Source organism: Tardiphaga sp. 841_E9_N1_2 (assembly GCF_051811065.1).
GTDB lineage: Bacteria > Pseudomonadota > Alphaproteobacteria > Rhizobiales > Xanthobacteraceae > Tardiphaga > Tardiphaga robiniae.
This window is the reverse complement of the sequence record NZ_JBPWQC010000001.1, coordinates 2,949,530-2,969,968: the sequence shown is the minus strand read 5'-3', so window position 1 is coordinate 2,969,968 and position 20,439 is coordinate 2,949,530. Positions and strand designations below refer to the sequence as shown.

At 62.4% G+C, this 20,439-nt stretch carries 19 protein-coding genes; 11 read left to right on the top strand and 8 right to left on the bottom strand.

Going from position 1 to position 20,439, the window contains the following annotated elements; all coding sequences use genetic code 11:
• Positions 1-13: 13 nt before the first annotated feature.
• Positions 14-787 (bottom strand): anti-sigma factor family protein, encoded by a 774-nt coding sequence (locus tag AB8A50_RS14305; protein WP_439078082.1) that lies wholly within the window; start codon positions 785-787, stop codon positions 14-16.
• Between the two features lie 18 nt (positions 788-805).
• Positions 806-1,294, bottom strand: a complete 489-nt coding sequence (locus AB8A50_RS14300) for an RNA polymerase sigma factor (protein WP_089265487.1) — start codon at positions 1,292-1,294, stop codon at positions 806-808.
• 225 nt (positions 1,295-1,519) lie between these two features.
• Here AB8A50_RS14300 and fabI point away from each other — a divergent pair, with 225 nt between their 5' ends.
• From fabI to AB8A50_RS14280, 4 genes are all read left to right on the top strand, one after another.
• A complete protein-coding gene (gene fabI, locus AB8A50_RS14295; protein WP_093756866.1) occupies positions 1,520-2,341 on the top strand; it encodes an enoyl-ACP reductase FabI in 822 nt (273 codons plus the stop codon).
• An 11-nt stretch (positions 2,342-2,352) separates the two neighbouring features.
• Positions 2,353-2,952 (top strand): histidine phosphatase family protein, encoded by a 600-nt coding sequence (locus AB8A50_RS14290; RefSeq protein WP_184511549.1) that lies wholly within the window; start codon positions 2,353-2,355, stop codon positions 2,950-2,952.
• Positions 2,953-3,027: 75 nt separating this feature from the next.
• Positions 3,028-4,113 carry a chorismate synthase gene (gene aroC, locus AB8A50_RS14285; protein WP_092145082.1) on the top strand — a complete coding sequence of 362 codons (1,086 nt, stop codon included), beginning with the start codon at positions 3,028-3,030 and terminating at the stop codon, positions 4,111-4,113.
• A 51-nt stretch (positions 4,114-4,164) separates the two neighbouring features.
• Positions 4,165-5,355: an adenylate/guanylate cyclase domain-containing protein gene (locus AB8A50_RS14280; protein WP_175368409.1), complete on the top strand. Its 1,191-nt coding sequence runs from the start codon at positions 4,165-4,167 to the stop codon at positions 5,353-5,355.
• Positions 5,356-5,357: 2 nt separating this feature from the next.
• On the opposite strand, the gene AB8A50_RS14275 is transcribed toward AB8A50_RS14280, so the two are convergent.
• The 3 genes from AB8A50_RS14275 to AB8A50_RS14265 all read right to left on the bottom strand — a co-directional run bounded on the left by AB8A50_RS14275 (position 5,358) and on the right by AB8A50_RS14265 (position 7,874).
• Positions 5,358-6,113 (bottom strand): hypothetical protein, encoded by a 756-nt coding sequence (locus AB8A50_RS14275; RefSeq protein ID WP_439078080.1) that lies wholly within the window; start codon positions 6,111-6,113, stop codon positions 5,358-5,360.
• A gap of 90 nt (positions 6,114-6,203) precedes the next feature.
• Positions 6,204-6,509: an ATP-dependent Clp protease adapter ClpS gene (gene clpS / locus AB8A50_RS14270; RefSeq protein ID WP_089265483.1), complete on the bottom strand. Its 306-nt coding sequence runs from the start codon at positions 6,507-6,509 to the stop codon at positions 6,204-6,206.
• Positions 6,510-6,557: 48 nt separating this feature from the next.
• Positions 6,558-7,874 carry a tetratricopeptide repeat protein gene (locus AB8A50_RS14265; RefSeq protein WP_439078079.1) on the bottom strand — a complete coding sequence of 439 codons (1,317 nt, stop codon included), beginning with the start codon at positions 7,872-7,874 and terminating at the stop codon, positions 6,558-6,560.
• Positions 7,875-8,094: 220 nt separating this feature from the next.
• Here AB8A50_RS14265 and AB8A50_RS14260 point away from each other — a divergent pair, with 220 nt between their 5' ends.
• Positions 8,095-8,940 carry a DUF1194 domain-containing protein gene (locus AB8A50_RS14260; protein ID WP_092145074.1) on the top strand — a complete coding sequence of 282 codons (846 nt, stop codon included), beginning with the start codon at positions 8,095-8,097 and terminating at the stop codon, positions 8,938-8,940.
• 5 nt (positions 8,941-8,945) lie between these two features.
• Here the strand turns inward: AB8A50_RS14260 and AB8A50_RS14255 are convergent, their stop codons facing one another.
• The 3 genes from AB8A50_RS14255 to AB8A50_RS14245 all read right to left on the bottom strand — a co-directional run bounded on the left by AB8A50_RS14255 (position 8,946) and on the right by AB8A50_RS14245 (position 13,259).
• A complete protein-coding gene (locus tag AB8A50_RS14255; protein WP_439078077.1) occupies positions 8,946-10,265 on the bottom strand; it encodes a cobyrinate a,c-diamide synthase in 1,320 nt (439 codons plus the stop codon).
• Positions 10,266-10,329: 64 nt separating this feature from the next.
• Positions 10,330-11,874 carry an acyl-CoA synthetase gene (locus tag AB8A50_RS14250; protein ID WP_439078076.1) on the bottom strand — a complete coding sequence of 515 codons (1,545 nt, stop codon included), beginning with the start codon at positions 11,872-11,874 and terminating at the stop codon, positions 10,330-10,332.
• Between the two features lie 212 nt (positions 11,875-12,086).
• A complete protein-coding gene (locus tag AB8A50_RS14245) occupies positions 12,087-13,259 on the bottom strand; it encodes an acetyl-CoA C-acetyltransferase (protein WP_439078074.1) in 1,173 nt (390 codons plus the stop codon).
• 141 nt (positions 13,260-13,400) lie between these two features.
• Here AB8A50_RS14245 and AB8A50_RS14240 point away from each other — a divergent pair, with 141 nt between their 5' ends.
• The 6 genes from AB8A50_RS14240 (at position 13,401) to AB8A50_RS14215 (ending at position 20,437) form a co-directional block, all read left to right on the top strand.
• A complete protein-coding gene (locus AB8A50_RS14240; RefSeq protein WP_439078073.1) occupies positions 13,401-14,066 on the top strand; it encodes a TetR family transcriptional regulator in 666 nt (221 codons plus the stop codon).
• A 228-nt stretch (positions 14,067-14,294) separates the two neighbouring features.
• The gene (locus tag AB8A50_RS14235; RefSeq protein ID WP_093756859.1) at positions 14,295-15,053 is read left to right on the top strand and encodes an SDR family NAD(P)-dependent oxidoreductase; all 759 of its coding nucleotides are present in this window, start codon (positions 14,295-14,297) and stop codon (positions 15,051-15,053) included.
• 207 nt (positions 15,054-15,260) lie between these two features.
• On the top strand, positions 15,261-16,067 hold the full coding sequence (locus AB8A50_RS14230) for an enoyl-CoA hydratase/isomerase family protein (RefSeq protein WP_439078072.1): 807 nt from the start codon (positions 15,261-15,263) through the stop codon (positions 16,065-16,067).
• A 78-nt stretch (positions 16,068-16,145) separates the two neighbouring features.
• A complete protein-coding gene (locus AB8A50_RS14225; RefSeq protein WP_439078070.1) occupies positions 16,146-18,020 on the top strand; it encodes an AMP-binding protein in 1,875 nt (624 codons plus the stop codon).
• A gap of 32 nt (positions 18,021-18,052) precedes the next feature.
• Positions 18,053-19,180, top strand: a complete 1,128-nt coding sequence (locus AB8A50_RS14220) for an acyl-CoA dehydrogenase family protein (protein WP_439078068.1) — start codon at positions 18,053-18,055, stop codon at positions 19,178-19,180.
• A 12-nt stretch (positions 19,181-19,192) separates the two neighbouring features.
• Positions 19,193-20,437, top strand: a complete 1,245-nt coding sequence (locus AB8A50_RS14215) for an acyl-CoA dehydrogenase (protein WP_439078067.1) — start codon at positions 19,193-19,195, stop codon at positions 20,435-20,437.
• Positions 20,438-20,439 lie beyond the last annotated feature (2 nt).

The following is a 20,439-nucleotide window of genomic DNA, read 5'->3' as shown; positions in this document are numbered from 1 at the left end:
GGCTACAGTGTAGCTATCCCCCGATCTTCTCCGTCTGGTCATAGATCTGGCGCGCGACCTGGTTGAGCCGGTCTTTGTCGGTCGGGCCTGACACGACATAGCCGACGCCCTTGTCAGCCCAGAACATGGCGCCGTCCTTGTCCTGCGCGGCATAGCGCATCTGGGTCGCGTCAGCCTTTGCCGCCCGCGATGTGTAGAGCGTGTAGCGCTCGCCCGACGGGCTCTCATACATGAAGAAGGCCGCAGGCGCTTCGGGGCCGGGCAGCAAGCGTCCGCCGACCAGCTTCAATCCGGCCGCATCGAGTTCGGGCGCCTTGATCTCGTAGCCGACGCGCTTCGACAGCCACTGCTGCAGGTGTGCACGTTCATTGGCTGCGACTTCGACCGGATGACGGACTTCGACCACATAGGTCCGGTGCGCACCGAGTGCGTCCACCGTGAAACTCCGGAATATCGACGGCGTGGTCGCTGCGCCGCGTGCGACCCAGCCCGCGCTGCCACCTGCAATGAAGGCGACAAGCGTGGCCGCGACGGCGCCGTAGATCCAGCGCCGCGGCTGCTGAACCAGTCGCTCGATTTCCAGCCGCTGCGGCACGGCTTCGTCGGCAATCGCATCGTAGCGGGCATGCAGCAACTCGGCCATCGCGCGCCATGATGCGACGCGCTCGGCATCGTCGGGATGTGTCGTAAGCCATGCCTCGACATCGGCGCGGCGCTCAGCCGGCAATTCATTGTCGACGAAGGCGTGCAATTCGTCTTCGGTCACGGGAATGTTCGGTCCGGTCATTATCATCTTCCCTTTAAATCATTTGACTGCGCGCAGCGCCGGGCGCTCGCCGTCGAGATAGGCTTTGACATGGGCGCGGGCGCGGGCGAGGCGCGACATCACGGTGCCGATCGGCACGCCCTGGATGTCGGCGACTTCGCGGTAGCTCAGGCCTTCGAGCATCACGAGCAGCAGCACCGAGCGCTGCTCTTCGACGAGGGCGGCAAGGGCGCGCGAGATGTCGCGCCCTTCGGCTTCGGTCCCGCTGGCATCCGGATTGTTGTCGAACAGCTCGGTGAAGACTGGTTTGCGTGCCAGCGACCGCCGGCGGTTGCGGTTCAGATTGGTCAGGATCGTATAGAGCCAGCTTCTGAGATCGCCGCCGATGAACAACTTCTCTGAGCGCAGCGCGCGCACCAGCGTGTCCTGAACCAGGTCGTCTGCGATGTCGGTGTCACGCGCCAGCGCCCGCGCATAACGGCGCAGCGCCGGAATCATGCTCTCAACGCTCTCGCGAAAGGCGCTCATGGGGCTCGTGCCATCCGTTGCAATCCTGACGGTATCTTGGGCGGTCCGCAATTGCGCCGCATCTATCATAACACCTTGGCGGACCGTCTATTCCGGCGTTAAGCCCGGACGGTAAACAGCCACATAACCGGGCTTTTGGACTGTACCGGACGCAAGTGCTGGTGTACCCCCAAGGTCAGATCGGCATGGACTGCCAAGTTATCAGCCAAGCAAATAGGATGTGATATGAGTGAAGTTTCAGGCCTGATGAAGGGCAAGCGCGGCGTCATTCTCGGCGTCGCCAATAACCGTTCCATCGCCTGGGGCATTGCCAAGGCGTGCCAGGCGCAGGGCGCCGAGATCGCGCTGACCTATCAGGGCGATGCGCTGAAGAAGCGCGTGGAGCCGCTGGCGGCGGAACTGGGCGCGCTCGTGCTTGGTCATTGCGACGTCACGGATGCCGCGACCATCGATGCGGTGTTCGACGAGCTCAAGGCGAAGTGGGGCAAGATCGACTTCGTCGTCCATGCCATTGCGTTTTCCGACAAGAACGAGCTCGAGGGCCGCTATGTCGACACCACGGCGGAGAACTTCAGCAAGAGCATGCTCATCTCCTGCTATTCGCTGACCGCGGTTGCGCAGCGCGCCGAGAAACTAATGACCGACGGTGGTTCGATCATCACGCTGACTTATTACGGCGCCGAGAAGTGGATGCCGAACTACAACGTGATGGGCGTCGCCAAGGCCGCGCTCGAAGCCAGCGTGCGCTATCTGGCGGCTGACCTGGGCGAGAAGGGCATCCGCGTCAATGCGATCTCCGCCGGCCCGATCAAGACGCTGGCCTTCGCAGGGATTGCCGACTCCCGCTATCTGCTGAAATACAACGAGGTCAATGCGCCGCTGCGCAAGAACGTCTCGATCGACGAAGTCGGCCAGAGCTCGATGTATTTCCTGTCTGACCTGTCCTCTGGCGTCACCGGCGAAGTGCATCACGTCGATGCTGGCTATCACGTGCTCGGCACCAAGGTGCCGGATGCGCCGGATATCTCGATGGGCGGCAAGGACTGATCGCTTAGTCCATGCCGAAACCAACGATCTATTATATTCGCCACGGTCAGACCGAATGGAATGCCGCCGGTCGCTTTCAGGGCTCGAAGGACATTCCGCTCAACGATCTCGGTCGTGAGCAGGCGGCGCATGCCGGTGGTGTCCTTAAAGATCTGCTGGCGCGCGACGGGCGCACCAACGGCGATGTCGCATTCGTCTCCAGTCCGCTCGGCCGCGCGCGCAACACCATGGAACTGGTGCGCGGCAAGCTGGATCTGCCGCATGACGACTACGGCCTCGACGATCGTCTGCGTGAGATCGGCTTCGGCCACTGGGAAGGATTCACGTTGGCCGAGCAGGAAGCTGCGCATCCCGACATCTTTGCGGCACGTCTTCTGGACAAATGGAGCCTGCCGGCGCCGGGCGGCGAGAGCTACGCTGAGGTGCAACTCCGGATGCGCGAATGGGTTGACGGCCTGACGGGCGATACCGTTGCCGTTGCCCATGGCGGTACGGCGCGGGCGCTAATGGTGGCGCTGGGCCTTGAGACTCCGGACGGGGTCAGTGAGCTGCCGATCGAGCAGGGCGCGGTCTACGTGTTCAACGCCGACGGGATGGACAAGTTTAGTTAAGCATTGCGGCTGACCGGGCGATTTGACCCCTCGGACGGCCCGCGTTACGACATCTGCTCAAGCAGCGAGCGCCCCATGTCCCACAACACCTTCGGCCACATGTTCCGCGTCACGACCTTTGGCGAGAGCCACGGGGTGGCGATTGGCTGCGTGGTCGATGGCTGTCCGCCGCTGATTCCGCTGGATGTTGCCGAGATCCAGGCCGATCTCGATCGCCGCCGTCCCGGCCAGTCGCGCTTCACCACGCAGCGCCAGGAGGCCGATGCGGTCAAGATCCTGTCCGGGGTCATGGCGCATCCGGAAACCGGTGTGCAGGTCACGACGGGGACGCCGATCGCGCTCTTGATCGAGAACACCGACCAGCGCTCGAAGGACTATTCGGACATCAAGGACAAGTTTCGGCCGGGTCACGCCGACTTCACCTATGAGGCCAAATACGGGTTGCGCGACTATCGCGGCGGCGGTCGCTCGTCGGCCCGCGAGACCGCAACGCGCGTCGCCGCTGGCGCCATTGCGCGCAAGATCGTACCGGGCATGACGGTGCGTGCGGCGCTGGTGCAGATGGGACCGCACAAGATCGACCGCGGCAACTGGGACTGGGATGAGGTTGCGCGCAATCCGTTCTTCTGCCCGGACAAGGACAAGGCTGCGTTCTTCGAAGGTTATCTCGACGGCATCCGCAAATCCGGCTCGTCGATAGGCGCGGTGATCGAGGTGGTCGCCGACGGCGTGCCGGCCGGGTTGGGCGCGCCCATTTACGCCAAGCTCGATGGCGATCTGGCAGCGGCCCTGATGAGCATCAATGCGGTGAAGGGCGTCGAGATCGGTGACGGTTTCGGTGCGGCGGAATTGTCCGGTGAAGACAATGCCGACGAGATGCGCATGACCAATCACGGCCCGTCATTTCTCTCAAACCATGCTGGCGGCATCCTCGGCGGCATTTCCACAGGCCAGCCGGTCGTGGCACGTTTTGCAGTGAAGCCGACTTCGTCGATCCTGTCGCCGCGCAAGACCGTCGATCGCAATGGCGCCGATACGGACATCCTGACCAAGGGTCGTCATGATCCCTGCGTCGGCATCCGCGCCGTGCCGGTGGCGGAAGCCATGGCCGCTTGTGTGCTCGCCGATCATTTCATTCGGCATCGCGGACAGGTCGGCTAGAGTAAGTGACTGACCGAAGCCCGCGTTCGCGCGAGTTTGAAAGTGCCAGCCGTGTTGCCCGACAAGCTCAGAGAGATCATCGACTGGCTCAGTGACGGTGCGCGATCCGCGCCGACGCCATCGCGCATGATGGCGGAATGTTGCGAACGGCTTGTCGCTGCGGGGCTGCCGCTATACCGCGTCGGCATCTTCATCCGCACCCTGCACCCGGAAATCTTCGGCCGAAATTTCATCTGGCGTCCGGAGACCGGGGTGGTCCTCAGCTCGGTTGATTTCGACATTCAGGAGGCGCCTGAATTCCTCAGCAGTCCGCTTGCGCTGGTCTTCCGTGAAGGTGTCGAGGTTCGCAGCCGACTTCATGAGCCATCAACCACACCCTTTCCTTTTTTCGACGATATGCGCGCCGAAGGCGTTACCGACTACATCGCGATCCCGCTCACCTTCGTCGACAACATGCTCCACGCATCAAGCTGGACCACGAAGCAGCCTGGCGGTTTTACGGACGAGCAGCTTGCTGCCTTGAAAACGGTGCTGCCGACATTGGCGCGGTTGATCGAGGTCATCGGCATACGACGAGTGACTGTGACACTGCTCGATACCTATGTGGGCAATCGCGCTGGCGGACGTATTCTCGGTGGTCAGATCCGACGGGGCCACACCGAGACCATGCGCGCAGCGATCTGGTTGTCGGATCTGCGCGGCTTTACGGCGCTGTCGGATCGATTGCCGCCGGAAAGCGTCGTCGAGATTCTCAACCTTTACTTCGATTGTCAGGTGCCTGCGATCCTCAAGCATGGCGGCGAAGTGCTCAAATTCATGGGCGATGGCCTGCTGGCCGTGTTTCCCATTGCTGAGGATGATACGGATCGTTCGATGGTTTGCGGTCATGCGCTGGAGGCTGCGCGTGAAGCCAGCGCTGCCGTTGAAGCGCTGCGCTGGTCGGATGCGGCAGGCGCAGAAGAGCGCTTTCGCTTCGGTCTGGCACTGCATGTCGGCAAGGTACTTTACGGCAATATCGGCGGCGGCAACCGGCTCGACTTCACCTGTATCGGCCCGGCGGTGAACCTCGCCGCACGTCTGGAGAAGATCGCGGGCAGGCTGCATCGTACAGTGGTCGCGTCGACCGCTTTTGCTGGTGCGACAGACGCCGACTGGGCCGATCTCGGTGAATTTCCCATCGCTGGCTTCGCCAAGGCCGAGCAGGTCTATGGATTGGGCGATGAAACCGCGGTCGCCGGCTGAGGTCAGTCGCCGCGCAGATGGGATTGCTTGAGGGCCGCGGTCAGGATCATCAGGGTCACCCAAAGCCGCAGCATCGCGAAGCTGAAGATAAAGACGAAGAAGATCAGGTTTCGGATGAAGGTGTTCGTCGTCGGCGCCTGCCCGTAGATCGCAATCGCGTTGCGAACGAGACCCTGGACAAAACCGAGGCCGAAATAGGCGGCGGTCAGGACCAGAAGGCCCACGCCGAGCCACGCGCTTCGCCTGGCGAATTCACGGCAAGCCGCGAAGAAACGAACCCTGTTGTCATGGCGTTCGACGCCGACGATCATCAGCAAGATCAGCGTGGCGATGGAGGCATTCCAGATCTTTCCGGCCGCCGTCGGCTGATCGAACGCCATGCCATCGATGCCGCCCATGAAGTTCAGGTCCAGCGGCGAGATCCCGAGCGATACAGAGATCATGCTTGCTACAAGCATCAGCGCGCCGATACGCGCCAGAATGCGCAGCGATATTCGGAATTCATCCTCGAACGTCATCGCTCCGAGATGGGTCTCGCCGTCGGCAAGCTCGATCGACCGCCGTGCGGTCACCAGAAACGCGAGAAGAACGGCAACCGTGGCGACGAAGATGGCCGGCAAGGCGATAACGCCACCGCTGAACGCGATCACGCGCATTCCCGCTGCCAGCACGAGCCAAGGCAGGCATTCGATGAAGCGCAAAGGCCCGAACGACAATGCCGGCCGGGATACATATTGCTTGCGGAGTGCAATCGACATCTGGCGAGCATGCCACATGCCGCCCAACCTCGGATTGAGCCGATCGTTAAATTTTTATCGTCTTGGTGGCTAAAGCAGAAGCGCCACGTCCTATTCTTCCGGCTCGGTCGTGAACAGAAGCGGATAGCCCTTGGCGCGGCCGGCATCTGTCGCGCGGGTCGCCTTGGTCTCGGCGACGTCACGGGTGAACACGGCGACGACGCAGACGCCGCGTTGATGCGCCGTCATCATTACCTTGGCGGCTTGATCCTCGGACATGCGAAATTCCGCCTTCAGCACCCGCACGACGAACTCCCGCGGCGTGAAGTCATCATTGACGAGGATAACCTTGTACAATTTAGGCCGCTCGACCTTCGGCTTGGTCTTAGTCTGCGGGGCGGTGACACTCTCGGGCATGCACACTCATCCGGACGATCGCGCTCTGTGGCGGCGACGCGACGATGATCACTCGGCCGGACAATCCTTGAGGCGTTGCACGGCATCCTGATCGCCGCGCTGCACGGCCATTGGTTTCAGTTTACAGGCTCCGGGGACGTCGCGAAACTGCGGGTTCTGCGATAGTTTGAGATCGACCAATGCGGCAAGTGCGTCAGGCTCGCCAAGTTCCGCAGCCTGAATTGCCTCATACAGAACGATGTTGAGCGAAGAGATCTGAACCTGTGGATGGCTGGCCAGCAACCGCAGGGCCTTCAGTCTGGATTCGTAATCCCAAACCCCAGCAGTGATCAGTAAGTCGATCCCCTTTGACACGTCGCGTGGCACCAGCTTTCCATCGAGATAAAGCTGGCCGAGCAGGCCACTCGCGCTCGCCTGATGGCGCTGGCTTTGCAAGATCGATAATGCGCGCTTCGGATCGGCCGGGCCGCCCTCGCTATCGAGCAGCATCTGCGCCAGCTCGGTATCGCCTCCCAGATGATCGCGCGCAGCCTCTTCAAATAGTTTGCGGGCGCGCACGGGATCGTTGGGACGCGTGGCTTCAGCCAGCGCCGCCTTGGCGCCAAACGAGCCGCCTTGGGCGAGACGTGCGAGTAAATCCCGGCCGAGGGTCTGCTCGTCCGGCTGCGGGGATCGCGCGAGAAGCCGGGCAAGCCTGATCTGCTGGTCCGCACGGGTGACGTTCTCCGGCAGCGGCAACCGAAGCGCGCGCTCGGTCCAGTATCGTTCGGCCGAGGGGGCCCGCTTCACGATGCCGCCACGGCCATAGAGGATGGCGAGCCTGTTTACCGCTGACGGGTTGTCCAGTTCGGCTGCCTTGATCAGCGCGTGCTGTGCCTCGTCGCGCGCAATCAGTTGCGGGCGATCAAGATGATAGTCCCATGAATTGTGCGACTCATAGATTGCGTAATTTGCCTCGCTATCGTTCCGGGCTGCGGCCTCGCGCAACAGTGCGACCGCCTCGGCGCGCCGTTCATGCGGCAGCGATTGAGCGAAGGCCACCTTGTTGCGGACATCGTCCGGAGCTGTAGCGAATGCTTCGCTGCAGGCGGCTTGGCGCATCCGGTAACGCAGCTTCTCTTGTTGCTCGGGGAGGTATTCGGTGGCGTTCCGCAAAAGACGGCGGCATTCGTTGGCTGCGTTGGCGCCGAACGGCTGAATAGGTTCATCGTGTTCGGCGGCCCCTGTCTTGCGCTGTTCGGCAGGTGCTGAAACGAACAAAGCGATCGCTGCGCCGATGCAAGCGAGCAGTACGGCCCATACGATTGGGTGCCGCGCTGCGGGCTGGCGGCCACCGTTCATCGGCGCATTCAAGGCGGCACTCATGTCGGCCATTCCGGTCGGCAATGGTGGATGTGGCGTTGGCGACATCCTGCGCTAGCTTTGTCGCGCGAACGTGCAAACCGTTCAAATCCGGGGGCAGGCGCCCGTTAACTCTGCCGCAGCAGCAGAGCCGCCATGACCGGATTGTGAACATGCCTGCAGGTTCCTGCTTTGCGGCTCGTCATTTGCATGTCACCATTCGATTCTCAACGGGAGGGCCGCTATGCGCTGGTGTGTCTCGATTGGAGCGGTACTCGTCGCGGGAGCGATGGCCGGCGGCGACGTCGCGAGCATGGCGGCGACGGGCCCGAAAGCGCAGTTTGCCCAGAGCAAGCAGGACCCCGTAGTCGATGTCGAACTGGTGCTGGCGGTCGACGTTTCCTATTCGATGGATATGGACGAGTTGGCGATCCAGCGCGAAGGCTATGCCCAGGCCATCGTCTCCAAGGAATTTCTTACCGCGCTCAAAAGCGGCCCGACAGGCAAGATCGCGGTCACTTATTTCGAGTGGGCGGCATCGTCAGACCAGAAGCTGATCATTCCCTGGCGTGTCATCGATGGTCCTGAATCCGCCGACGCGGTGGCATCCGAAATCATGAAGACACCGATTCGCCGGGCGTCGCGGACGTCGATCTCGGGCGCGATCTACTACGCCATGCCGCTGTTCGATGAAAATGCGCTGCACGGTCTGCGCCGGGTCATCGATATTTCGGGCGATGGGCCGAACAACAATGGAGGACCGGTGACGGTCGCGCGCGACGAGGCAGTCGCGAAAGGTATCGTCATCAACGGCCTGCCGATCATGGCCAAGGAACTGTCCTACTCGACCATGGATATCGAAAACCTCGATCTCTATTACGAGGACTGCGTGATCGGCGGCGCGGGTTCCTTCGTGGTGCCGATCAAGGAGCGCGACAAGTTCAAGGAAGCGATCCGCACCAAACTGGTGTTGGAAGTCGCAGGATTGATGCCCGAGCCGCGCGCGATTCCCGTCGCCAACACGACGAAGGAGCCGCGCGTCAATTGCCTGATCGGCGAGAAGATCTGGCAGGATCGATGGGGGCGTTAGTTCCGTTAGCCATCGACCCGCGCAATCGCGTGGAAAAACGTGCCGGTGACATGGCCGCGCCGTCCGCCGCGTTCTGCCATGGGTTCGGCCTGCGCGTTGCGGAGATCGACCAGCGGGTCGTCGCTGCCCGGATCAATCAGTGACGCGTAATGGAATTCGTGGCCACGGATGAGCGATCCCTTTGGTCCGATAGGACTGTCGGATAGCAATTGCGCCTCGCGATAGCCGAGATGCAGGCGCCGCTTGTGGAAACTCGTCGTGTGGCTGAGCAGCCCCGTCATCGCATGCCGGTTGCCGTCGGCGTCTTCCAGGCCTTCACCGAGGACCATATAGCCGCCGCACTCGCCATGGATCGAACGTGTCTGTGCGAAGCGCACCAGCCCGTCGCGGAATTTTTGCGCGGAGGCAAGCGTCGCCACGTGAAGTTCGGGATAGCCGCCTGGCAACCAACAGCTATCGCAATCATCCGGCGGAGCTTCATTGGCCAGCGGTGAGAAGCGGACGATCTCTGCGCCCGCATTGCGCCAGCCATCGATCAGGTGCGGATAGATGAAAGTGAATACGGCATCGACGGCGAGCGCAATGCGCTGACCAGGCGGCGGCAATGCTGGCGTGGCAGCGAGCGTGGGCTGCCGCTCGATGGGGGCGGCCAGCGCGATGATGGCATCGAGATCGAGGTGCTTCTCCGCCATGTCGGCGAGTACGTCCATCCGCGTGGCAAGGTCGCCGTGTTCGCCAGCCTGGATGAGGCCGAGATGACGCTCTGGCAGCGCCAGTGCGGCATCCCGCGGAATGGCGCCGACGACGGGGATGCCGAGCGGCGCGATGGCGTCCGTGATAAGGCGGCGGTGGCGATCGCTGCCGACGCGGTTCAGGATCACGCCGGCGACGTGCACGTCAGGACGATGACTGGCAAAGCCGCGCACCATAGCGGCGGCGGATTGCGATTGCGCGGTCACGTCGAGCACCAGCAGCACCGGTAGATTGAAGCGCGCGGCGATACTGGCGCTGCTACCGTCTCGGTCGGCGACGCTGGGCACACCGTCGAACAGGCCCATAACGCCTTCGACCACCAGCAGATCGGCGGCTTCGGTGGAGCCAGCCATCAGCGCCTGCAGCAGCGAGGGCGGCATGGTCCAGCTATCGAGATTGATGCAGGGAGCGCCGGTGGCGACCGCGTGAAAGGCAGGGTCGATATAGTCGGGCCCGGCCTTGGCGGCACGCAGTACCATGCCGCGCCGCCCGAGCGCGGCGAGCAGGCCGAGCGTAACCGTGGTCTTGCCCGCGCCGGAACGTGCTGCGGAGATCAGCAGGCCGGCGGTCATGATGGATGAACTTGCGACATCACGGCGGATTACCGCGGCGACTGCAATGCCGCAAGGGCGAGGTCTAGGCCGACGCCTTTTCCTTCTTCGGCCAGTACTTGTCCCGCAAATGGCGCTTCACCAGCTTGCCGGTCGGCGTGCGTGGCAGTTCGGCCTCGAAGTCGATGCTCTTGGGGCATTTGATCGGGGACAGATGCTTGCGGCAGTACAAGATCAATTCGGCCTCCAGCGCCTTGCCGGCGTGGCTCATGTCGTGCGGCTGCACCACGGCCTTGACCTCTTCGCCCATCTCCTCGTTCGGCACGCCGAACACCGCGACATCGGCGATGTCCGGATGGGTGATGAGAATGTCCTCGGTCTCCTGCGGGTAGATGTTCACACCGCCGGAAATGATCATGTAGGACTTGCGGTCGGTGAGGTATAGGAAGCCTTCGTCGTCGAGATAGCCGACATCGCCGAGCGTCGACCAGCCGCGCGCGTTATAGGCGCGCTTCGTCTTCTCGGGGTCGTTGTGATAGCTGAACTGCGGCGTATCGGCGAAATACACCGTGCCGATTTCGCCGGTCGGCGCTTCCTGGTCTTCTTCATTGACGATCTTGACGCTGCCGACCACAGCGTTGCCGACGGTCCCGCGATGCGACAACCACTGCTGCGAGTTCGACACAGTGACGCCGTTGCCTTCGGAGCCGGCGTAATATTCGATCAGGATCGGTCCCCACCAGTCGATCATGCGTGCCTTGACGTCGACGGGGCAGGGGGCTGCGGCATGGATCGCGCCGTTCAATGAAGAGACGTCGTATTTCAAACGGACTTCATCCGGCAGCTTCAGCATGCGGACAAACATGGTTGGCACCAGTTGCGACTGGGTGATCTTGTACTTTTCGACAAGCTTGAGGAATTCCTCGGCGTCGAAATGCTCCATGATCACCGACGTGCCGCCGAGCGTGATCGCCATCATGTTAAAACGTAATGGGGCCGCGTGATACAGCGGCGCCGGTGACAGATAGATCGAGTCCGATGTCATGCCGCACATGTTCGCGCAGAGCAGCTTCAGGAACGGATTGGGCACGTCAATCGGATTGTTCTCCGAGGCGCGCTTGATGCCCTTGGGGCGGCCCGTCGTGCCCGACGAATACAGCATGTCGTAGCCGGCAACCTCGTCGGCAATCGGCGTGGCGGGCTGAGCGGCGAGGGCACTATTCCAGTCGCGGAAACCGGGGCGCGAACCGTCGACGATATAGAACATTGGCTCCGCGGCGTTGGTAATCAGCGGCGCAACCACATCGGCGCATTTCTCGGAAGTGATGACAACCCGTGCGCCGCAGTCTTTCACGATATAGGCGATTTCGTCCTGCGTGAGGTAGCGGCTGATCGCCGTGTAATACAGCCCACTGCGCTGGGCAGCCCAGCAGATCTCCATGAAGTCGAGGCGATTCTCCATCAAGAGCGCGACGTGATCGCCGGCCTTCAGGCCGAGTGAGCGAAACAACTGCGCGCCGCGGTTGGAACGTTCGTCGAGTTCGCGATAGCTGAGCGCCTGGCCGGAGCCGGCCATGCGGTAGGCAATCTTGTCGGGATTGGTCTTCGCGTGAATCGACGGATGCGTCATGGAGAATTCCTTGGTGTTTCCTCGAAGACCGGCGGATTTTTCCGCTCGTGGTGTGGTTCGGTAGGCTCTCTCAGTTGTCATCCCCGCGAAGGCGGGGATCCATAACCTCCTTCAGTTGAGATGGCACGCGGCGGCCTCCGCGTTCTTGCTATCTCGATCGAGAGTTATGGGTCCCCGCCTTCGCGGGGACGACACCATTGTTGTCGGAGTGCTTACAATCGCTCTACGATCGTCACATTCGCCATACCACCGCCTTCGCACATGGTCTGCAATCCATAGCGCTTCTTGTTCTGCTGCAGTGCGTGCACCAGCGTGGTCATCAGCTTGGTGCCGGAGCCGCCGAGCGGATGGCCGAGCGCGATGGCGCCGCCATTGACGTTGAGGCGAGCCGGGTCGGCGCCTGTGGCCTTCAGCCAGGCCGTTGGAATCGAGGCAAAGGCTTCGTTGACTTCGAACAGGTCGATGTCGTCGATCTTCATTCCGGCCTTTTCGAGCGCGCGCTTGGTGGCGGGCAGGGGCGCTTCAAGCATGATCACGGGATCGCCGCCCATCATGGTCATGTGGTGGATGCGCGCGAGCGGCTTGATGCCGAGTTGCTTGAGGCCCTTCTCGTTGACAACCATCACGCCCGACGCGCCATCGCTGATCTGGCTGGCGGATGCTGCGGTGAGCTTGCCGTTCTCGGCGATTAGCTTGACGCCCCTGATGCCGTCGAGCGTGGCGTCGAAGCGGATGCCCTCGTCGATGTGATGGGTGTCCGTGGTGCCATCGGCGCGGGTGATCTGCAGCGGGATGATTTCGTCCTTGAACCGGCCGGCCTCGGTCGCGGCAATAGCGCGCTGATGGCTCTGGAAAGCGTATGTGTCGAGGTCATCCTTCGACAGTCCGTATTTCGCGGCGACCATCTCGGCCCCGGTGAACTGATTGAACTGGATATTGGGATAACGCGCTTCCATGCCCGGGCTCTTGTAGTGGCCCATGCCGGCCTTGGACGCGAGGATGCTAGGCGAGCCCATCGGCACGCGAGTCATGCTCTCGACACCGGCGGCGATCACGATATCCATGGAGCCGGCCATCACGGCCTGGGCCGCAAAATGCAGCGCCTGTTGCGACGAGCCACACTGACGGTCGATGGAGGTGCCGGGCACGCTTTCCGGAAGCTTCGAGGCCAGCACCGCGTTGCGCGCGACGTTGACGGCCTGCTCGCCGCCCTGGCCGACGCAGCCCATGATGACGTCTTCAACCGAGGCGGGATCTGCGCCGGTGCGTTCAACCAGGGTGTTCAAGACTGAGGCTGCGAGATCGACGGGATGCCAGCCGGCGAGTCGTCCGCCCTTGCGGCCACCTGCGGTCCGTGCGGCGGCGACGATATAGGCCTCGGCCATGCGTGATCTCCCCTTTTTGCCTTGTTTGGCGGCGTTTTTCGTGGCGTTGAATGCGCGGGATTTAAGTGTCCGCGGAGAGTTTAGTCAATCGGTCAATTAACTCTTGAGTGCGGCCGATTGTTCGTATTATCTGCGCTCCGAATGGCACCGACTTTGAACCCCAGCACCTCTGTGAAATCCGCCGCTGCCCGTAATCCGACGGCCGACAAGCTGTTGCTCGCGGCGAGCGAGCTGATGATTGCCAGCAACTCCATCGAGGTATCGCTGAGCGAGATTGCGCAGCAGTCCGGGGTCAATGCAGCGCTGGTGAAATATCATTTCGGCAACAAGGACGGGCTGCTGCTGGCGCTGCTCGCGCGCGATGCCGCCACCGAGATGACCAATCTGGAATATCTGCTGGCACAGCCGATCTCCGCCACCGCGAAGCTGCGGCTGCACATCGCCGGCATCATCAAAGCCTATTACCAGTTTCCCTACATGAACCGGCTGATCCACTACTTGCTGCATGAGAGCAGCAACGAGGCGGCCGATGAAGTCTCGAAGTTCTTTGTGGGGCCGCTGCTCGGCTTCCATCGCCGCCTGCTGGCCGAGGGACTCGAATCCGGCGAATTCCGCGCGGTCGATCCGGTGCTGTTCTACACCAGCCTGATCGGTGCCTGCGACAACCTGTTCTTCAGCCGTCATGCCATGTCGCGCGCCATTGGCGTCGGCCCGGTGACCGATGAAGTCTGCCGCGACTACGTCGCCCATATTGAAGCGATGCTGCTCGGCGGAATCCTCACAAACAAGAAGGCCGCCAAGGCCTGACATCACGAGCTCAGAAGAAACGGCCCAAGGAAAACTGCCAAGAAAATTCAAAAACGTCGGGAAACGTCCAAGGAACCAAATTCAAGAACCAAAAATAAGAAACGCCCAAGGATCAGTTCCAAGAACAACAACCAAGAAAACGCCCAAGGACCACTTCTTCTTTTTCTTCTTCGTCGCGACTCAAAAATTCAAGAAACGATCAGAAACGCCCAAGGAAAGGCTCTATCCATGCAGTTGAAAGACGTAGCCGTATTCATCACTGGCGGTGGTTCGGGCCTCGGTGCCGCGACTGCGCGCGCGATGGCTGCCAAGGGCGCCAAGGTCGCCGTGTTCGACCGCGCGCAGGACAATGCCGAGAAGGTCGCTGCCGAAGTGAAGGGCGTTGCTACCGTCGGCGATGTCACCAGCGAGAGTGACGTGAAGGCGGCGCTCGCCAAGGCAGCGGCTGCGCATGGTACCGCGCGCGTGCTGATGAACTGCGCCGGTATCGGCGGTTCGCAGCGCATCGTCGGCAAGCAGGGCGTTTATCCGCTCGAGAAGTTCACCAATGTCATCATGGTGAACTTGATCGGCACCTTCAACTGCCTGCGTCTGTTCGCCGAGCAGCTTGCCACCGCCGAACCGATCGGCGAGGAGCGCGGCGTCATCATCAACACCGCCAGCGTCGCCGCCTATGAAGGCCAGATCGGCCAGATCGCCTACTCCGCCTCGAAGGGGGGCGTTGTGGGCCTCACGCTGCCGGCCGCCCGCGATCTCGCCTCCAGCAAGATCCGCGTCAACACCATCGCGCCGGGCCTGTTCCTGACGCCGCTGCTGATGGGCCTCAACGAGGAAGCCCGCGCCAGCCTGGGCGCGCAGGTGCCGCATCCGGCCCGCCTCGGCGACGCCTCGGAATACGGCAACCTTGCGGTCCACATCGTCGAGAATCCGATGCTGAACGGCGAAACCATCCGCCTCGACGGCGCCATCCGTATGGCGCCGCGGTAGTACTTGTCTTCCCCTCTCCCCCAGCGCGGCGTAGCCGCGCGCCGCGGGAGAGGGTGCCTGAGCAAGCGAAGGCGGGAGAGGGCTCGTTGTGGCGCCCCTCTCCCAAGTGAGTTTGTTTCTAACTCCTGCGCTGCCCTCTCCCGCAAGGGGAGAGGGCGCGGCAATGAGCGTCGGCAAGGCGCCAACGAGTGAAACGGGAGAGCGCGTGTGTCTAATCCACTGCTGATCGAACACGACGATGGCGTGGACCGGGTGACGCTTAATCGTCCGGACAGTCTCAACGCGCTCGATCCTGCTCTGATCGACGCACTAAACGACTATTTCGAAAGCCTGCAGCGCAATCGCAAGACACGCGTGGTCGTCCTCAAGGGTGCCGGCGCCAATTTCTGCGCTGGGCTCGATCTCAAACACGCAATGGCCGCGCGCTCCGGGCAGAATGCGCCGCGCACAGTCACCGAGTCGCTCGATTCTCAGCGCCGTATCGCGGATATCGTGATGCTGATGCGCCGCTGCCCGCAGCCGATCGTGGCCCTAGTGCAGGGTGCAGCCGCTGGCGGCGGTTTCGCGCTGGCGCTCGCCGCAGATATCCGCATCGCCGCCAAGTCGGCGCGCATGAACTGCGCCTTCATCAAGCTCGGTCTCGGCGGCTGCGATATCGGCTCCAGTTATTTCCTGCCGCGTCTCGTCGGTGTCTCCGTCGCCTCTGAACTGATCCTCACCGGCCGCTTCATCCATGCCGATCGCGCGCTGGCTGTTGGGTTGGTGTCGGAAGTTGTCGACGACGGTCAACTCGAAGCCGCCGCTGTGCCCTATGTCGATGCGATGATGACCGCGTCGCCGGTAGGGCTGCGGCTGTCGAAGGAATGCATCAACATGTCCGTCGATGCCGGCTCGATCGAGGCCGTGATCGCCATGGAAGATCGCAATCAGGTGCTGTGCAGCCGCTCGGAAGATTTCGAGGAAGGCATTCGCGCATTCATCGAGAAACGAAAGCCGGTTTACGTCACACGTTGAAGCGTGATCTCACGCACCGAATACAAGGTCCGACAAACGAGACCATGGTTCGACAAGAACGGTTTTGGGAGAAACCACATGAACGCCCAAGCTGCCGCGGTGCTGACAAAGCCCGCCTTCCGCAAGATCCACTGGATGGAGCGCGACATCGATGTCGAGCGCCGGCCGGACGGCGTCGTCGTCATGAAGTCGCTGATACCGTTGATGCCCTATGAGACGCATCTGCCGGCGTCTCTGGCGAAGTGGGCCAAGGAGCGTCCCGATCACACCTGGCTGGCCCAGCGCGCCGGCGATGACCGGCAATGGCGTCGGCTCAGCTATGGCGAGGCGAAGCGGACCGCCGATGCGCTGACCCAGGCGCTACTCGACATGAAGCTCGCGGCCGATGGACCGGTTGCGATCCTTTCGGGCAATTCCATCGAGCATGCACTAATGACCATGGCGGCGATGCAGGCGCGGCATCCGGCAGCGCCGGTGTCGCCGGCCTATTCGCTGATGAGCCAGGATCACGCCAAGCTCAAATATCTGTTCGACCTGATCAAGCCTGTCGCGGTCATGGTGCAGGACGGGCCGACCTTCCAGAAGGCGTTGGATGCGCTCGATCTCACCGACATCAAGATCATCCATGTGGCGCGCCCGCCGGCGGGGATCGCCAGCACCGCCTATGCCGACATGGTCGCGACCATGGTTACGCCCACGGTCGACGCATCGCTCGCGCAGATCATGCCCGATACGGTCGGCAAGCTGCTGTTCACCTCGGGCTCCACCGGCATGCCCAAGGCGGTCATCAACACGCAGCGGATGATGACGGCGAATGCCGCGATGATGATGCAGACGCGCCCGCGCGATCCGAACGCGCAGCCGCCGGTCTATCTCGACTGGATGCCGTGGAATCACACCATGGGCGGCAACGCTTTGTTCAACCCGCTGCTGATCGATGGCGGAACGCTCTATATCGACGATGGCCGTCCAATGCCGGGCATGATCGACGAGACATTGCGCAATCTGCGCGAAATCTCGCCGACCTATTACGCCAATGTTCCCGCCGGCTATGCTGCCATCGCCAGCGCGATGGAGAAAGACGATGCGCTGGCGCGCTCGTTCTTCAAGAACCTGAATCTGATGGCCTATGGCGGCGCGCGTCTCCCTGACGATCTCTATGATCGTATGCAGGCGCTGGCCGTGCGCGCCACCGGCGAGCGCATCGTGTTCTATACCGGTTGGGGCTGCACCGAGACGTCGCCGACCTCCACCGGCACCTATTGGGACACCGAGCGCGTCGGCCTGATCGGCCTACCGTTCCCCGGTGTCGAACTCAAGATGGTGCCGGTGGATTCGAAATATGAATTGCGCTTGCGCGGCGTCAACGTGATGCCGGGCTACTATCGCCAGCCGGACCTCACCAAAGCGGCCTTCGACGAGGAAGGCTTCTACAAGATCGGCGACGCCGGCATTTTCGTCGACGACAATGACCCCGTGCAGGGCCTGATCTTCTCCGGCCGCGTGGTGGAGGACTTCAAGCTGACGACCGGCACCTTCGTGCATGTCGGCTCGTTGCGCACCGATGTGATCGCGGCGGCGACGCCGGTGGTGCAGGACGCGCTGATCACCGGACAGGATCGGCCCTATATCGGCGTGCTCGCGTGGCCCAACCTGCCGGCCTGCCGCATCATGATCGGCGAACCCGAGGCGACGTTCGCGGATGTGGTGAAACATCCCGCGGTTCTTGCCTGTCTGAAGAAGGGGCTGCAGGCACATAATGCGTCGTGCGAAGGCGCCAGCAGCCGGCGCATTGCGCGCGCGATGTTTATGGTCGAGCCGGCGTCCATCGACGGCAACGAACTCACCGAAAAGGGCTACATCAACCAGCGCGCCGGCCTCGAACGCCGCGCGGCACTGGTCGCCCAGCTTTACGCCGAGCACCCCGGCGAAGACGTCATCATCCTCAACTAGACTTTCCATCGATCAGAACAGAGTACACCGCCATGAACTTCGATTTCTCCGACGACCAGAAGCAGCTCCGCGATGAGGCTCGGCGTTTTCTCACCGAGAAGTGCCCGCCGAAGGCTGTGCGCGCCGTGATCGACGGCAAGGCGCCCTATGATCGCGAGCTCTGGAAGGGCTTGGCTGACATGGGCTTCCTCGGCGTCGCCATCCCGGAAGCCTTCGGCGGCTCGGGTGCCGGTCATCTCGAACTCTGCGTGATCGCCGAGGAAATGGGCCGTGCACTCGCGCCGGTGCCGTTCTCGTCCACGGTTTATCTCGCCGCCGAAGCGCTGTTGCTCGCCGGCTCCGATGTGCAGAAGCAGAAGTGGTTGCCGGCCATTGCGCAAGGCAATGCCATTGGTACGTTGGCGCTGTTCGAAGGCTCCGGCAATCCGTCGCCGAAGGCGATCAAGCTCACCGCCGCGAATGGCGTGCTCAACGGCACCAAGAAGCCGGTGGCTGATGGTGCCATTGCAGACTTCGCCATCGTCGCCGCACGCACGGGCTCGACCGGTCGCGACTCTGACATCGCCCTGTTCCTGGTCGATCTCACCAGCGAGGGCGTCGAGGCGAAGGCGCTGACCTCCATCGATCCGTCGCGCAATCAGGCCGAGATTTCGTTCAAGAACGTCAAGGCCGAGCCACTCGGCGCTGCCAATGAAGGCTGGAGCATCCTCTCCCAGGTGCTCGACCGTGCCGCCGTGTTGATCGGCTTCGAACAGGTCGGCGGTTCCGACCGTGCGCTGGAAATGGGCCGCGACTACGCGCTGGATCGTATCGCCTTCGGTCGTCAGATCGGTTCGTTCCAGGCCGTGAAACACATGCTCGCCGACATGTATGTCTCTGCCACGCTGGCGCGCTCGAATTGCTATTACGGCGCCTGGGCGCTCTCGACCAACGCGTCCGAACTGCCTGAAGCCGCCGCAGCTGCGCGTATCAGCGCGACGCAGGCGTTCCAGCATTGTTCGAAGAACAACATCCAGGTCCATGGCGGCATGGGCTTCACCTGGGAGTTCGACTGCCATCTGTATTACCGTCGCTCGAATGCCGTCGCGGTCGGGCTCGGCTCACTGTCTTATTGGGAAGACCAGTTGATCGAGCGCATGCGCCAGAAGAATGCGGCGTAAGGATCAATCGAGATGAATTTCGATGACACCCCGCAGGAGGCCGCGTTTCGCGCCGAGGCGAAAGCCTGGATCGCGGCCAATGCGCCGAAGCAATATGAAGACGAGCTGAAAAAGGCCGCGCTCGGCCGCATTCAGCTCAAGAGTGCGAATATTCTGGAAGTCGCGAAAGCCTGGCAGAAGAAGAAGGCCGATGCCGGCTGGGCCGTACCGCACTGGCCGAAGGACTATGGCGGTCGCGGCGCATCGCCCATCGAGCGGGTGATCTGGCAGCAGGAAGAGGGCGTGTTCGGCAAGCTCGGCGCGCTCTTCATCATCGGCCACGGCATGTGCGGCCCGACCATGATGGCCTATGCCGCCGAGGAGCATAAACGGCAGTATCTGCCGCCGCTGGCCTCCGGCGAGAAGATCTGGTGCCAGTTGTTCTCCGAACCCGCCGGCGGATCCGACGTCGCGGGTCTGCGCACCCGTGCGGAAAAGGACGGCGACGACTGGGTCATCAACGGCCAGAAGATCTGGACCTCCGGCGCGCATTACTCGGATTATGGCATCCTGATCACCCGCACCGATCCCACCGTGCCGAAGCACAAGGGCCTCACCATGTTCTTCCTGGACATGAAGAGCCCGGGCGTCGAGGTGAAGCCGATCAAGCAGGCCAACGGGCAGGCCGAGTTCAACGAGGTGTATTTCACCGACGTGCGGATTCCCGATGCGCAACGGCTCGGCGCCGTCGGCGATGGCTGGAACGTGTCGCTGACCACGCTGATGAACGAGCGCATGGCGATCGGCGCCAATGTTGCCACGGGATTCCCGGAGCTGTTCGAGTTCTGCAACGGCCTGATGCTCGATGACGGTCCGGCCATCGACGATCCCGCCGTGCGCTCCAGGCTCGCCAACTGGGCGGTGCGCGCCAGCGGACTTCGTTACACTAGCTTCCGCGCTATCTCGGCGCTGTCGCGCGGCGAACGTCCGGGTCCGGAAAACTCCATCGGCAAGCTCGTTGCCGGTGCCATGCTGCAGGATGTCGCGACCTATGCGCTCGATCTGCAGGGTGCGGCCGGCGTGCTCAACGGGCCGGAGGATGCGGAAGTCGCCGGCAAGTTCCAGGCAATGCTGCTGCGGTCGCCCGCGACGCGCGTCGAGGGCGGCACTGACGAGATCCTGCGCAATATCATCGCGGAACGCGTGCTCGGTCTGCCGGGCGACATCCGCGTCGACAAGGACGTGCCATTCAACAAGATCCCGACCAAGGGACGATAACT

Coding starts and splice junctions, on each gene's coding strand:
- AB8A50_RS14305 (WP_439078082.1), bottom strand. CDS start 787: ATGACCGGACCGAACATTCCCGTGACCGAAGACGAATTGCACGCCTTC.
- AB8A50_RS14300 (WP_089265487.1), bottom strand. CDS start 1,294: ATGAGCGCCTTTCGCGAGAGCGTTGAGAGCATGATTCCGGCGCTGCGC.
- fabI (WP_093756866.1), top strand. CDS start 1,520: ATGAGTGAAGTTTCAGGCCTGATGAAGGGCAAGCGCGGCGTCATTCTC.
- AB8A50_RS14290 (WP_184511549.1), top strand. CDS start 2,353: ATGCCGAAACCAACGATCTATTATATTCGCCACGGTCAGACCGAATGG.
- aroC (WP_092145082.1), top strand. CDS start 3,028: ATGTCCCACAACACCTTCGGCCACATGTTCCGCGTCACGACCTTTGGC.
- AB8A50_RS14275 (WP_439078080.1), bottom strand. CDS start 6,113: ATGTCGATTGCACTCCGCAAGCAATATGTATCCCGGCCGGCATTGTCG.
- clpS (WP_089265483.1), bottom strand. CDS start 6,509: ATGCCCGAGAGTGTCACCGCCCCGCAGACTAAGACCAAGCCGAAGGTC.
- AB8A50_RS14265 (WP_439078079.1), bottom strand. CDS start 7,874: ATGAGTGCCGCCTTGAATGCGCCGATGAACGGTGGCCGCCAGCCCGCA.
- AB8A50_RS14260 (WP_092145074.1), top strand. CDS start 8,095: ATGCGCTGGTGTGTCTCGATTGGAGCGGTACTCGTCGCGGGAGCGATG.
- AB8A50_RS14255 (WP_439078077.1), bottom strand. CDS start 10,265: ATGACCGCCGGCCTGCTGATCTCCGCAGCACGTTCCGGCGCGGGCAAG.
- AB8A50_RS14250 (WP_439078076.1), bottom strand. CDS start 11,874: ATGACGCATCCGTCGATTCACGCGAAGACCAATCCCGACAAGATTGCC.
- AB8A50_RS14245 (WP_439078074.1), bottom strand. CDS start 13,259: ATGGCCGAGGCCTATATCGTCGCCGCCGCACGGACCGCAGGTGGCCGC.
- AB8A50_RS14240 (WP_439078073.1), top strand. CDS start 13,401: ATGGCACCGACTTTGAACCCCAGCACCTCTGTGAAATCCGCCGCTGCC.
- AB8A50_RS14235 (WP_093756859.1), top strand. CDS start 14,295: ATGCAGTTGAAAGACGTAGCCGTATTCATCACTGGCGGTGGTTCGGGC.
- AB8A50_RS14225 (WP_439078070.1), top strand. CDS start 16,146: ATGAACGCCCAAGCTGCCGCGGTGCTGACAAAGCCCGCCTTCCGCAAG.
- AB8A50_RS14220 (WP_439078068.1), top strand. CDS start 18,053: ATGAACTTCGATTTCTCCGACGACCAGAAGCAGCTCCGCGATGAGGCT.
- AB8A50_RS14215 (WP_439078067.1), top strand. CDS start 19,193: ATGAATTTCGATGACACCCCGCAGGAGGCCGCGTTTCGCGCCGAGGCG.